At 46.7% G+C, this 12,883-nt stretch carries 12 protein-coding genes; 5 read left to right on the forward strand and 7 right to left on the reverse strand.

What is annotated here, in order from left to right; genetic code table 11:
* Position 1: 1 nt before the first annotated feature.
* The 5 genes from BUB16_RS17860 to BUB16_RS17880 form a co-directional block, all read right to left on the reverse strand.
* A complete protein-coding gene (locus tag BUB16_RS17860) occupies positions 2-472 on the reverse strand; it encodes a hypothetical protein (protein WP_139240369.1) in 471 nt (156 codons plus the stop codon).
* Complete coding sequence (locus BUB16_RS17865; RefSeq protein ID WP_073067616.1) at positions 469-1,305, reverse strand: phytoene/squalene synthase family protein; 837 nt, start codon at positions 1,303-1,305, stop codon at positions 469-471. Before BUB16_RS17865 ends, BUB16_RS17860 begins: the two co-directional genes overlap by 4 nt.
* Positions 1,289-2,788, reverse strand: a complete 1,500-nt coding sequence (gene crtID, locus BUB16_RS17870; protein ID WP_073067618.1) for a bifunctional phytoene desaturase/3,4-desaturase — start codon at positions 2,786-2,788, stop codon at positions 1,289-1,291. The genes BUB16_RS17865 and crtID overlap by 17 nt, the downstream gene beginning before the upstream one ends.
* Positions 2,789-2,823: 35 nt before the next feature.
* Complete coding sequence (locus BUB16_RS17875; protein WP_073067693.1) at positions 2,824-3,708, reverse strand: MerR family transcriptional regulator; 885 nt, start codon at positions 3,706-3,708, stop codon at positions 2,824-2,826.
* A gap of 364 nt (positions 3,709-4,072) precedes the next feature.
* Positions 4,073-5,017 carry a fasciclin domain-containing protein gene (locus BUB16_RS17880; protein WP_084088420.1) on the reverse strand — a complete coding sequence of 315 codons (945 nt, stop codon included), beginning with the start codon at positions 5,015-5,017 and terminating at the stop codon, positions 4,073-4,075.
* A gap of 553 nt (positions 5,018-5,570) precedes the next feature.
* Between BUB16_RS17880 and BUB16_RS17885 the strand changes: the two genes are divergently transcribed.
* The 3 genes from BUB16_RS17885 (at position 5,571) to BUB16_RS17900 (ending at position 7,918) form a co-directional block, all read left to right on the forward strand.
* Positions 5,571-5,882: a DUF4258 domain-containing protein gene (locus BUB16_RS17885; RefSeq protein ID WP_073067620.1), complete on the forward strand. Its 312-nt coding sequence runs from the start codon at positions 5,571-5,573 to the stop codon at positions 5,880-5,882.
* The gene (locus BUB16_RS17890) at positions 5,879-6,121 is read left to right on the forward strand and encodes a type II toxin-antitoxin system MqsA family antitoxin (protein ID WP_073067622.1); all 243 of its coding nucleotides are present in this window, start codon (positions 5,879-5,881) and stop codon (positions 6,119-6,121) included. Before BUB16_RS17885 ends, BUB16_RS17890 begins: the two co-directional genes overlap by 4 nt.
* A gap of 339 nt (positions 6,122-6,460) precedes the next feature.
* Positions 6,461-7,918 (forward strand): sensor histidine kinase, encoded by a 1,458-nt coding sequence (locus BUB16_RS17900; protein ID WP_073067624.1) that lies wholly within the window; start codon positions 6,461-6,463, stop codon positions 7,916-7,918.
* A 30-nt stretch (positions 7,919-7,948) separates the two neighbouring features.
* Here BUB16_RS17900 and BUB16_RS17905 read toward each other — a convergent pair whose 3' ends face one another.
* Together BUB16_RS17905 and BUB16_RS17910 are read right to left on the reverse strand one after the other, a co-directional pair.
* Positions 7,949-10,126: a PAS domain S-box protein gene (locus BUB16_RS17905; RefSeq protein ID WP_073067626.1), complete on the reverse strand. Its 2,178-nt coding sequence runs from the start codon at positions 10,124-10,126 to the stop codon at positions 7,949-7,951.
* Between the two features lie 249 nt (positions 10,127-10,375).
* A complete protein-coding gene (locus tag BUB16_RS17910) occupies positions 10,376-11,494 on the reverse strand; it encodes an AI-2E family transporter (RefSeq protein ID WP_073067628.1) in 1,119 nt (372 codons plus the stop codon).
* A 409-nt stretch (positions 11,495-11,903) separates the two neighbouring features.
* On the opposite strand from BUB16_RS17910, the gene BUB16_RS17915 reads away from it, so the two are divergent.
* Positions 11,904-12,146 carry a hypothetical protein gene (locus BUB16_RS17915; protein WP_073067630.1) on the forward strand — a complete coding sequence of 81 codons (243 nt, stop codon included), beginning with the start codon at positions 11,904-11,906 and terminating at the stop codon, positions 12,144-12,146.
* Entirely contained in the window at positions 12,064-12,348 is a 285-nt protein-coding gene (locus BUB16_RS17920) for a sensor histidine kinase (protein ID WP_084088421.1), read from the forward strand. The genes BUB16_RS17915 and BUB16_RS17920 overlap by 83 nt, the downstream gene beginning before the upstream one ends.
* The last annotated feature ends 535 nt before the right edge of the window (positions 12,349-12,883 follow it).

Below are 12,883 nucleotides of genomic sequence, written 5' to 3' on the forward strand. Positions count from 1 at the left end.
CCTATTGATCCAGGTCCAGCAGGGTACCGACAAGTTTTTTCAGCGTTTCATCCATAGAATCGCTGGCCTGGAGCATGAACTTTTTATCGCTCTCAACATGTTCGTCATAGCCCAAAAAAGAAGGGGCGTGAGTCTGAACCGCGTACCTTAAAAACCGCAGTTCGACGTTTTCGCGGTCCGCCCGGATCGCATGTTCAAGCATATTCCTTCCCTTTTTAAAGTGGGATAATTTGGAAAAAGGATTGACAACATGCCTGGCCATCATCATGGTAGCGCTTCCTTTATACCCTAACAGGAGCGGTTTTTCAGAGGCGTTCCGGGATTCTGTCAGTCTGATTAGGGTCTCACATGCCTGCTCCTCTTCCGCCGCTTTCAGGTAAAGCAGTCTGACTTTATTTATGAAGTCGGTTTGGGCATAGCAATTTGCACCGAAAAAAAGCAGGAACCATAACAGCAGCGCTGTGTTCTTCATATCCATTTGAGTTTGCATTGCAAAAGGCTGTTGAGCATCAGTCCCAATTTTTTGCCGTTGTTGATTCTGACCCGTTCATTCAATATCCGGTTGGCCGGCAGTCTCCTTATTTTCCTGAATAACGACCGGTAGGTTACGTAAGCAAGATAAACGCCTCCTTTTGCTGAGGCGGGAAGCTGGCGGATTCCCGTCAGCGCTATATTGAAATCATCTTCAATTTCGTCTTCGATCTGTCTTTTGGATTGTTCGTTGAAATCAGTTAAATCCACTTCGGGGAAATAAACTCTCCCCAGAACATGATAATCTTCCCGCAGGTCCCGTAAAAAATTCACTTTTTGAAAAGCCGCTCCCAGTTTCATGGCATACGGCTTCAGCCTCTCGTACATCTGTTGATCTCCCTCGGTGAAAACCTGCAGGCACATCAGGCCTACTGCTTCCGCCGATCCGAAAATGTATTGTTGATAGGTTGAGGAGGTATAATCCACCTTTTTCAAATCCATCTCCATACTTTGAAAAAAAGCTTCAATCAGGTCAGCATTGATGTTGAACTGATGAACCGTCTGCTGGAATGCATTCAGAACCGGATTAAGCGATATTCCTCTGTCGATGGCCTCGTAGGTTTCTTGCTTGAAATCGGAAAGCAGGTATTTCTGGTCATAGCCTTCAAAACTGTCCACAATTTCATCAGCGAGCCGTACAAAACCGTAGATCGCATGGATATGATCTCTCAGGCGATCGTGCAGAAAATAGATGCCCAGGGAAAAACTGGTACTGTAGGTACGGGTCACATTTTTACTGATCTGCGCCGATAGATTGTCATATAGCCGCTTCATGTGTTCGGTTGTTTAAATATTTGAGTAACTGTTGCGAAGCAATTTTGCCGGAAATAAGTGCCGGCGGTACACCGGGTCCGGGAACGGTAAGTTGTCCCGCATAAAAAAGGTTATCGATTTTTTTATTGCTGACTTTTGGTTTCATAATGGCCGTTTGCCTCAAGGTGTTGGCAAGTCCGTAGGCATTGCCCTTGTAGGAATGGTAATCGTCCATAAAATCACTGACGCAATAGCTTTGTTTGAAATCGATATGGGGAGTAAGCGGGGTGCCCGTGTAGTTCTCCAGGCGGCCCATCATAAGCTGAAAATACTTTTCGCGGACCGCCTCGCCATCCTCCAGTCCCGGTGCGATAGGCATCAGGAGAAACAAATTTTCATGTCCCTCGGGAGCAAGCGTGTCGTCGGTGCGGGAGGGACAGCATGCATAAAAGAGGGGATGCGTGGGCCATTGCGCCTCACGGTATATTTGTCTGGAATGCTGAAGCAGATCCCCCTCAAAGAACAGGGTGTGATGCTGCAGGGATGCGATTCTTTTTGAAATACCCAGGTAAAAAATGAGGCAGGAAGGGGCCAGGGTCTTGTTTTGCCAGTATTTTTCGCTGTAATTGCGGTGCGAGGCGGGAAGCAGCTGATGTTCAACATGATGATAATCCGCCGCTGCGATTACCCCGTCAGAGGGAATGTTCTCTCCGTTGCAGATAATCCCCCTTGCCGAACTGTTTTCGACGACAATATGTTCCACACAGGCGTTAAACCGGAACGTTGCGCCATTGGCGGCCGCTACCTCCATAACGGCCTTGACTACGTTTCCGAACCCCCCTTCGGGATACCAGGTTCCGAGTTTTAAACCGGCATAACTCATCAAACTGTATAAGGCCGGAGTATCCTGCGGCATGCCGCCCAGGAAAAGGACGGGAAACTCCATGAGCGCAATCAGCCTGGGGTGAGAAAAATGGGCACGCACATGCCTGCTGAACGACGAGAACATATCCATGCGCAACGCTTTTTTGATCAACCCGGCATCGGCAAACTCGGTAACAGAGAGGCCGGGCTTGTAGGCCATCTCATGCATCCCCTTTTCGTATTTGTATTCCGCTTCCCGCATGAAGGCCCTCAGCTTCTCCGAACTTCCCGTTTCGACGGATTCAAACAGGCTGCACAGCTCGTCAAAACCCGAAGGGATATTCATAAGGGTTTCCTCGCCGGAAAAGACCATCCCGAAGGAGGGATCGAGCAGTTTCAGCCTGTAAAAGTCCGACGGCCTGTACCCGAAATCACCAAAGAACTGTTCGAATATATCGGGCATCCAGTACCAGCTCGGCCCCATGTCGAACACATAGCCGTTCCCGGGGTTCAGTTGCCGGGCGCGTCCCCCCGGCGCGCCATTCTTTTCATACACGGTCACCTCGTGTCCCGCTGCCGACAGATATGCGGCCGCGCTCAACCCGGAAAAACCAGCGCCTATAATCGATATTCTGGACATGATGTTATGTTGATGTTACTTAAAAAACACAACCGCTATGCGTTTAGCTGTTGCTCGAGATGTTCAACTGATTTCAGCCAGATCATGCTCTTTCCCGTTTTCAGCTGACTAATTAAGTCGCGGTTGCCCGACAGGTATATCGTTTTATCGGGAATGCTGTCCTTTAGCTGATCAAGGTATGTACGGCTATTTTCAGGCAAATCGTTGTGCACTAAAAAAAACAGCAGGCGATCGGACCCCGTATCTGCTACGGCATTTCTGAGCAGCTGCAACGGGACATTGGCCCCGAGGTATATCGCCTGATGGCCGGAACGGCGAATAAGATAATGGGCAAACAGCAATCCCAGCTCGTGAAATTCATTTTCGGGAAGGAACAGCAGCCATTTATCCGCCTCCGGTTCAGCAGGGGGCAGCGAATCGATAGCCGTCAGCAGTTTCTGCCTGAGCAGATTACTTAAAAAATGTTCCTGAACCGGCGGCATACGGTCGCTCGTCCACATCAATCCCAGACGCACCATTACAGGGTATATGATCCTGCTGTAGGCATCCGTCATTCCGTATCGCAGCAGGCAGTGAGAAAATACCTTTTCAAAATATAATTCATCATAGCTCATACCGGCTGCTATAAGCTGCAAAACAAAATATTCATCCGTTTGATCGGTCGTCGTTTGTTCCTGTTCCTCTAAAACCAGTTCGTTCAGCTTTTCATCCGGCATCGCACCCAGTTCCCCCAGCTTATAACCGGCATTTTTGAGGCTTACGATATTCAGCAGCCGACGCAGTTGTGCGTTGCTGTAATACCGGGTGTTGCCCTCCGATCGATTCGGCTTCAGGGCACCGTAGCGCTGTTCCCACATCCGGATGGTATGCGGTTTGACGCCCGAAAATTGCGATATCTGCGATATTGAAAAAGTATCCATGTTAATAATTTGCAACATATATTTAAACAGCATAGTTCCAACTGCGCCTGCTTCCTGCCGCCCGGATGCTGCTGGCGGTATCGGTTCAATGAAAAAGATATAAAACTATGGCGTTATTTACTGTTTAAAAGCGTTTTTCTGTTACCATCCTTTTGACAGGGATATTTGTCAACCCGTTGTTTCGGCCGATCTCTGTATGTTGCGATTTCAACATCCCCGGTATAGGCTCATGCACTGCAGGTGTAAGATCGGGTGGTATTGAAGAAAATCCTGTTTAAAGCCTGTGATAATAAAGCCACGCCCCGGGATACGGGGCGTGGCTAATCAGCGTAGAGATCTTAGTAAGAGTCATTCCATTTCCGGACTACCCTGGCATAAGCACCCCGTCGATGATATGGACCACTCCGTTGGTGCCTTCGAGGTCGGCCTGGGTTACCTGGTAGGTATTGCCTTGCTGGTCGGTCAGCGAAACCGTGTTGTCACCTGCAACTTCGATAGTCAGCTCATCCCCATTAACCGTAGTAACGGTTTGTGAGGAGGCAAGGTCCCCGGACAGGACCTTGCTGTCCAGCACGTGATAAGTCAGCACGTCCTGCAGCTGCTGCTGGGAAAGCCCCGACAGGTCGAGTCCCTCAAACGAAGCGTTATCGGGCGCAAACACCGTAAAGGGTCCCTCGCCCTGCAGGGTGGAAACCAAACCCGCTTGTCCGACCGCCCCTTCGAGGGTTTGCAGGTTATATCGTTTGGCTACAATACCCACCACATCCAGGTAACTGTCGGGGAGCACTACCCGGTCAACGGCGTGAATGACCCCGTTGGAGGCTTCCACATCAGCCGTAACAACCGACGCGTTGTCGTTGACCATGACGTCGCCCCCGGTGGCTGTTACAAAAAGGGCGCCCCCGGCCGCCGCCTCCACCGATTGTTCAGCCTGCAGGTCGCCGGCCATAACCGCTGATCCGGCCACCACGTGGTAGCTCAGGATTTCGGTCAGCTGTTCATTGGACAGGCTTTCCAGCAGACCCTCCGGCAGTGCCTGGAATGCTGCATTGGTAGGGGCAAAGACGGTAAAAGGTCCGTTGCCCTGCAAGGTTGCGGCCAGGCCGGCGTCGGTAACGGCCGAGACCAGCGTGCTGAAATCATCATTGGACTGGGCTACCTCGACAATGTTGCCCGGCCCTTCCGGGGCCGTTGGCCCGTCATCGTCATTTGCGCAAGCCGATAGCATGGTGAATGCCAATAAAACGATAAAGATTGTGATCGCCGGAGTTTTTCTCCCCGCAGCGAATTGTTGTGTTCTGCTTTTCATAAGAAATAGGATTGGATTAGGATGTATTTTATGTATGTTTGTTTAAATATTTTTTATAAAATTTAAACAATGTGATTATATATACACCATTAATCCCTCGAAAGTTCCCGGCTTTTGTCGGTTCACCTATTTTATTGGGAGATTCCTCAGATAGCTATTGCGGCTGGTGTTGTTTTTGCCTCAATGGCCTAACCTGTTCAAACGAAAGGATACATCTGAGTCCCCACAAATTGGAGCGGCCCATGCGCAGGAGGCCTTCGAATGGTTCGCGCGCCGGCTGAAAGGGCAGCCTATTTTCTCTTTCCACCTTCTGGAATAATCAGTATAATGTAATTATTGCTGTACACACCAAGTTAAGAGGTAAGTTATGGAGGATATCAAATGAGGCGTTTTTTTGTTCTTTTCATTCAGGCTCAAGTTTCAGCGGTTGAAAAGAACAGAAGTGATCTGTTCCCTGTTCAGTTACCCTGCTGATGAAATAGAGCGTGATTCCACTGCGATATAGAGCTTTTATGGAAGTTTGGAGCCTTACCAGGATTTAATCGCTAAAGAAATGCTTAAGGATTTTATTGTTGAAACAGTTAATCAAGGGCGAATCAGATGGCAGCGGCATGCGCTTGAACGAATGATGGAGCGTAATATTTTTAGGACTGATGTAAAGCAGGTACTTGTAAAGGGTGAACTTATTGAAGAGCATCCTGATGATAGTCCGTTTCCCAGTGGATTATTTTTAGGGTATATCAATGATAAGCCGCTGCATGTTGTTGTAGGGGGTGATAAAGAAAACAAATGGTGTTATGTTGTGACAGCATATCATCCTGATTTAGAACATTTTGAACCGGATTTTAAAACCAGAAAAAAATGACAGCAAAAAATGCATCTCAATATTGTTATGCTTGTGGAGGTACCCTGGAGCAGGGTGAAACCACATTTACAGCGGATTTTGGGTCCGGCGTTGTAGTAGTACGCAACGTCCCGGCTACAGTGTGTTCACAATGTGGAATGGAATGGATTGACGATGATGCAGCTGAAAAGATTGAAAAGATTGTAAAGGATGCTAAAGAAAAACACAGCGTTGTTGAAGTAATGTCTTTGCCGGCCTAATCTTACCCATCTATAGTTCGACCGCCGGCTGAAAGGGCAGCCTATTTCCTCTTTCCACCTTCTGGAATAATCGGTATAATTTGTTGTACGGGCCAAGTTATGAGGTAAGTTACGGAGCATATCAAACTTTATTCAAAATTAATAGAACTGCCTGATGAGTTAAAGCAGGCAGCAGATGACTTTGTGGAGTTTCTTAAAACAAAAGTTAAAGACAAAAAAATTATCTCAAACTAAAAAGGCTGGTTTAGCAATTGGACTGATAAAGATGCAGGAGGATTTTGATAGGTCGTTAGATAATTTTAAAACCTGTCACGATGAGGAAACGTAAATTTAAATGCTATGACTGACTACCTGAAATCGATACTGAACGCTTTTCACGATCTTCTTTTCGTATTTGCCCCGGACGGCAAAATAGAAGATTACATTGCTACAAACCACGAGGATGAGTTAATTCTGCCCAAGCAGGCTTTTATAGGAAAGCATCACGGGGACGTAATGCCGTCCCACGTGAGCAAACAGATTGAGCGAGCCTTTGACAAATTGGATCAGGGAAAAAAACAAGTTAAGTTCGATTACAGCTTAAAGGTAAAGGGAGAAACCCAGTGGTATAATGCTGTATTGTCAAAAATTGGAAAGGAGAATAAGGATGGAGATAGTCCCCGGTACCTGGGTGCCGTACGAAATATTACGGAGCGAAAGCATCAGGAACTGCTTCTCCAGGGGATTCTAAACACCTCTCCCGGGGGCATTATAGTGCTTGATTCCGTCAGGGATGCCGACGGTGCTCCCATTGATTTTCAGATTACCCGCGTCAATAAATCGGCAGAATTGCTGATCGGGGTACCGGCAGAGCAACTCGTCGGACAAAAGATCACGGCCGTAATTGCCGGCAGCATGCAGGAAAAAATGATGGACCGGTTTGCATCCGTCGTAGAAACCGGGAACCCCATTGAATTTCAATACCAGCATACGTATAAGCAGGATGAAGTCTCCTGGTTTCACAGCAAGGTGGCAAAATATAGAGACGGCGTGGTAAGTACCTTCATGGATATCACAAAGCAGAAAAGTACGGAGAAGGAACTTGCCCGTAAAAATAAAGAGCTGCAGCAGCTGAACAGGCATAAAGACAAACTTTTTTCGGTTATATCGCATGACCTCACCAATGCGGTCGGAGGGGCGCAGGGACTATCTTCCATCTTGTTGGAAGACTATGAGGAACTCCCCAAAGAGGAAATTCTGGAATACCTGAAATTGTTAAACAAAAATGCCAAAGAGACCCAGACCTTGTTTGAGGATCTGCTGACCTGGTCAAAGAATCAATTTCAAAATGTAACGCCGAAGCCTGAACGCGTATCCCTTGCCGATCTAACCTCCGATGTGTTTGATAATCTAAGCTCAAAACCGGAGGACAAGGAGATCAGCCTGAAAAACCAGGTGCCCGGCGCGCTGCATGTACACGCCGATGCCAATATGGTGAAAACCATCCTGAGAAACCTGGTCGCCAACGGCATCAAATTTTCCCATCCGGGAGGAAAGGTTGCGGTACAGGCAGAAAAAACAGGAGACAGCGTACGCATATCGGTGTCGGATGAGGGCGTGGGCATGGACAGGGAGGCACAGGAAAAAATCATGGATACCAATAACAATTATACCACATCCGGGACACAGGGAGAAAAAGGGTCGGGGCTTGGACTGGATCTTTGCATTGATTTTGTTGAGATGCACGGGGGCACTCTTTCGGTGGACAGTGAGCCGGGGCAGGGGAGTACATTTACCTTTACCCTGCCGGCCGGATAGTTCCCCATAAGTTGCTTTGCGATGGTCTATTTAATTCTTTATTAAGGAACTTCCACTGCCTTTCACATCCGCTTTCTCGAAAACTAATTTGAATTGCGTTCCATTTTTATTAGAAAAGTAAACATCCCCCTCTAACTGCTGTTTTAACAAATTGATCAACGTCATCCCGATCGTTGATGCCCCCTCTTGCATAATATTACTGGGGAATCCCACGCCATTATCTGTAATTTCAACCACTACATTGCCATTTTCTTCATATAGCTGAATGCCAATCTCTCCTCTCTTTTGAAGATTAAATGCGTGTTTGTAGGCGTTGGTAACTACTTCGTTAACCATCAGAGCACAGGGAATTGCTTGATTAATATTCATCGGTACCTGCTCAACATCCGAAACTATCGTAATCTGTTTACCGGTGTTATATATTTCCTCTAAATTATGAAGCAACTGCTTTACATGTTCTCCAAAGTTCAAATGCGACAGGCTTTCTGAACTATACAGTAACTCATGGATGGTGGCAATAGTTTGAATGCGCTGCTGGGCAGACCGAAGTGCTCCTTGCAGGTCAATATCCTCCGTTTCCATGGCCTGCAGCTGCATCATGCTGGTAACAATAGCCAAGTTATTCTTTACCCGGTGATGTATTTCAGCTAACAGCGTTTCCTTTTCTGTGAGGGATTCCCTCAGCTGCTGCTGGTAGGTGATCTGTTCGCTAAAATCCAGGGCTTCAATAAAAATACCATAGACCTCTCCCTCTTCATCAAACAGAGGGGCGAACAGTAGATTAAAGATATATTTCTGTTTAGAACCCTCGTTATCTTTGTCAATTTGTACGGGGTCTCCAAAACCTAAATAGGGCTCCCCGGTTTGGTAAACCTTTTCCAGCAGATCGATATAGCCCTGCTCCTCGACTTCCGGAAGCACATCAATGACGGGCCTGCCAACGATATCTTCCTGTCCCACCACCTGGCGGTAGGCTTTGTTGGCTATTACATAGCGAAGCTCCGGACCTTCTAACAAGCATTTGGGAGAGGGCGCTTCTTCGAACATCTCCTTTAGCTTATCCCGATCCGCTTCCGCCTTTTTGCGCTGGGCATGTTCTTCTTGCAAGAGTGAACTAAGCTGCTCTTCAAGCTGTTTTTTCTTCGTGACATCTACCCCTGTACCAATAATATATGTTTGACCACTTTGTTGCAGTCGCTCGGCATTAAACCGGTAGATAGCGGGGGTTCCATCTCCCGTCTTTAAGGTCAGCTCAAACACCCGGTATCCTTCCTCCAGAACGGCTCGTATTTCTTCCGGCACTTTTTCCCGGTCAGATTCATGCACAAACTCAGCAGCTGATCGCCCGATGAACTGGTCTGCAGAAAGGCCAAATACTTCCATGGCATGGTCATTAAAGCGTACCACATGGCCCTGGTGATCCAGGACGTAAAACACCCCCGGCAGACTACTCATGACAGCCTCCGTAAATTCCTTCTCCTCCCGCAGCGCTTGCTGCTGCGCTTTTCGGTCGCTGATATCCCGAAAAATCAAGCTGGTCCGCTTTTCACCAGCGTAGTTCACAAACACCGAAGAGGTGAGCTCAACCGGTATTTTTCGCCCCGACTTATGGATAAAGGTTAGCTCACCGGCAAAAGTGCCCAATTGGGACCGCTGTGATAACGCTTTCTGTAATTTTTCATCCCTGGCAACAATTCCGCCACGACCCTGTGCGGTAATTTCCTGTTCGCTCATTCCCAATATATCACAGGCCGCCTGATTTGCCTGAAGGATCTCCCCATTGGGATTGGTCAGCATGATCCCATCCAGGCTATGCTTAAAGAACATATCATTGCTTAGCCGGGTGTTCATTTCACTGGTAAGATCCTTGTACATAACCAGCTGGAAGTCGTGTTCCTCATTATCGAACGTCACCGGATTCCGCACAACCCGGGCGTAGACATATTCGCCATTCTTTTTTTGATGTTTCCAGACTCCTTCATCGCCTACGCTCTGGTTATCTGCCTGAGACAGGTATTTTTTTATCTTTGGCACTTCTTCCCGGGGACGCAGGTCAAACAAGGTGAAGGAGAGCATCTCTTCCCGCGAATACCCATAGGTATCGGCCATAGCCTGATTGACCTTTTGTATTGAATAATCCTCCGGATCATACACCCACATGGGGATGGGATTATCACGGAAAAACTGATCGAAATTTCTAATCTCCATAACCTGCCCCGTCCCTTGTAATAGCGGTTACTTATATTGCCAATGTTCCTTAATACGATAAGTAATTCAAAATTTTCCGCAATTGCCAATGGTATTGAAAGTGTAGGTATTTCCTTTTTCCACCTTTTGAAATAATCAGTTCCCTTTTCAAATACTTTGCTAACAAATTAGAGCCTGATGCCACTGCCTTATATTTTGATTACTTTCTCCGGATGCTTCGCTAAATTGGGGAGCGATACAAATTAATTGTCAGAAGATATTGTCTCCCTTCAAGTCGAATGGCGAACGTTCCTCGAGCGGATCTCCCAGGATATCCTGGATGTAAAGCCTTTTTACAATGACCATTGTGCATCCGATAAGAGGCATAGCCAGCAGGACCCCCAGGAAACCGATTAAATAATAAAGCAAAAATTGTATGGTAATGATCAGAACGGGAGGGACAGAAATAGCCCGCCGGTGGATCATGGGCGTGATGAAATATCCCTCTATGCCTTGCAGGGTAACATAAAAAATACTGGTATAAACAGCCGTATCCACGCCCACCGTCAGGGCTATCAGTAAAACAGGCACCGCAGCGATGATAGGACCTAAATTGGGAATAAAGGTCATGAAAGCAGTAAAGGATCCAAGCAACAAGGCATACGGCACTCCCAACAGCCACAGTCCCAGGGTTGCCAGCGTACCCAGTATAAGCATTGAGCAGATTTGTCCGACCATCCACCACTGCATGGTCAGCGCAATCTCGTTCATGATATCCACCACTCTTTTTCGCCGGTCCTTCGGGAACATACGAAGAAAGCCTTCGGTGTAGAGCGTTGGTTCAGCCGCAATGTAGACGGCAATCACAAAGACCAGGACCAGGGCGGCGATAATAGTGGCTGTGGCCGATAGATAACCCAGGATACTCTTGGTCATGTCGTAATCTTCGCCGGTACCCTCGGTTTCATCCTCGAAAAAATCAGCGAAATTGGGATTTTCCTGGGCCAGTTCACGTCCCCACTCAAATTGAGATATATGTTCCTTGGTCATCTCCCAGGTTTCAGGGATTTGCCTGTAAAAGGTGTCTGCCTGATTTGCGATATGGGGACCCAGTACGTAAGAGAGGCCTGCAACCAAAGCCAGAAAGGAAACAAGAACCAGCGCCAAAGAGATACTCCGGCTGAATTGCAGTTTCTGGTGGATAAAGTCGCGTGCAGCCCGAAAAATAGTACCCAGCAAAATTCCGGCAAAAATAACAAGAAGCGTATCGATAGCCCGGCCTACGAACATGACCAGCAGCGTTACAGCCAGTGCTATAAGAACAAAAATGAGTACCTTCTTTAAAAAAGAATAGGTAGAGTCGTTGTCACTGGTATCCTGGCTTTCCATCAGCGGTTATCCGTTGGTATCTTTATATATAATTAATGATTATGCAGGTCCAAACATCATGGACCGGTAAAAGTCCCGAAAAAGGTGATACATCCCGTTAAATTCGGCTCGTAAAGATATGCGATTTATGAGAACCGGCCTGTAGCAATTTTGATACATTCCTTGTGACAAAAATAAGTGATATTATGCTATGCTGCCTTATATCATAGTATTTTCCGAAAATGGGAATGCTCCACGGCGTTAACATGTAGTGGGAAGTGGAAAAAAGGTCTCGATCTTCCTCTTTTATGTAGAATAAATTTATGTAGAACAAAACCGGATACCTGCGGTTAAATGACTACAGGCAGGATTCATGTACATAGGATAGAATGATCCGGGCCGCTTTTTATTTTCACTTAATTACAGGATTATGCTGATAAATATAAAGGATTCGCTGATCGATATAACTCCGCAGGATGTGCTTCAGGAAGCACGCGATCGCGGCATGGAAGTAGAGACAGTAGAAGATTATATTGCCACCAATCATATGGACGAGTTAATTCTGTCCAGGGAGGCTTTTATAGGGAAGCATCAAATTTTCCCATCCGGGAGGAAAGGTTACGGTACAGGCAGAAAAAACAGGAGACAGCGTACGCATATCGGTGTCGGATGAGGGCGTGGGCATGGACAGGGAGGCACAGGAAAAAATCATGGATACCAATAACAATTATACCACATCCGGGACACAGGGAGAAAAAGGGTCGGGGCTTGGACTGGATCTTTGCATTGATTTTGTTGAGATGCACGGGGGCACTCTTTCGGTGGACAGTGAGCCGGGGCAGGGGAGTACATTTACCTTTACACTGTCGGCCTGACATTCCCTTTGATGAGGAATTTGAGGCAAATAAGGGGTAAATTTTTTGATTGAGTTTCTGAGTAATTGGAAGTAATCTGGTGGTACGAGGATAGACAGCATAATCGAAGAGAAGTGATATTGATGTAATAGATGTTAACTTAGAACGTCGTATATTTGTATTTGAAAGTATATTTCTGGGTTAAAAATATTTTTGACATTCCTTTCTTTTATTACATACTTAGAATTAAGGGTAAGGGGAAAGCAGAAATATAAATTTAGGGCATGTAACGAGAAGAAGGCAATACGGAAGCCCTATGGGTATGGCAATATGATTATACTGATTCAGGCGGTGGAGCAGGTAGTGCTCTAAATTACCTAAATAACTCCTCCTATTGGACTGTTCAGTGGGATGGCGTTATACAAACTTGGACAGCCCCAGGAAGCCTTCAACTGGTTTGGATGAACTATCCCAACCTTAAAAAGGGTTCTGAATAGGAAACAATCATATGTAGATTTTTAACCGTTTAAATATTATTATTTATAAAATTAACTTG

This window comes from Fodinibius roseus (genome assembly GCF_900129315.1).
Taxonomy (GTDB): domain Bacteria; phylum Bacteroidota; class Rhodothermia; order Balneolales; family Balneolaceae; genus Fodinibius; species Fodinibius roseus.

What these genes read in the sequence shown, in the direction of transcription:
- BUB16_RS17860 (WP_139240369.1), bottom strand. Translation starts at nt 472, where the DNA reads ATGAAGAACACAGCGCTGCTGTTATGGTTCCTGCTTTTTTTCGGTGCA.
- BUB16_RS17865 (WP_073067616.1), bottom strand. Translation starts at nt 1,305, where the DNA reads ATGAAGCGGCTATATGACAATCTATCGGCGCAGATCAGTAAAAATGTG.
- crtID (WP_073067618.1), bottom strand. Translation starts at nt 2,788, where the DNA reads ATGTCCAGAATATCGATTATAGGCGCTGGTTTTTCCGGGTTGAGCGCG.
- BUB16_RS17875 (WP_073067693.1), bottom strand. Translation starts at nt 3,708, where the DNA reads ATGGATACTTTTTCAATATCGCAGATATCGCAATTTTCGGGCGTCAAA.
- BUB16_RS17880 (WP_084088420.1), bottom strand. Translation starts at nt 5,017, where the DNA reads ATGAAAAGCAGAACACAACAATTCGCTGCGGGGAGAAAAACTCCGGCG.
- BUB16_RS17885 (WP_073067620.1), top strand. Translation starts at nt 5,571, where the DNA reads ATGCTTAAGGATTTTATTGTTGAAACAGTTAATCAAGGGCGAATCAGA.
- BUB16_RS17890 (WP_073067622.1), top strand. Translation starts at nt 5,879, where the DNA reads ATGACAGCAAAAAATGCATCTCAATATTGTTATGCTTGTGGAGGTACC.
- BUB16_RS17900 (WP_073067624.1), top strand. Translation starts at nt 6,461, where the DNA reads ATGACTGACTACCTGAAATCGATACTGAACGCTTTTCACGATCTTCTT.
- BUB16_RS17905 (WP_073067626.1), bottom strand. Translation starts at nt 10,126, where the DNA reads ATGGAGATTAGAAATTTCGATCAGTTTTTCCGTGATAATCCCATCCCC.
- BUB16_RS17910 (WP_073067628.1), bottom strand. Translation starts at nt 11,494, where the DNA reads ATGGAAAGCCAGGATACCAGTGACAACGACTCTACCTATTCTTTTTTA.
- BUB16_RS17915 (WP_073067630.1), top strand. Translation starts at nt 11,904, where the DNA reads ATGCTGATAAATATAAAGGATTCGCTGATCGATATAACTCCGCAGGAT.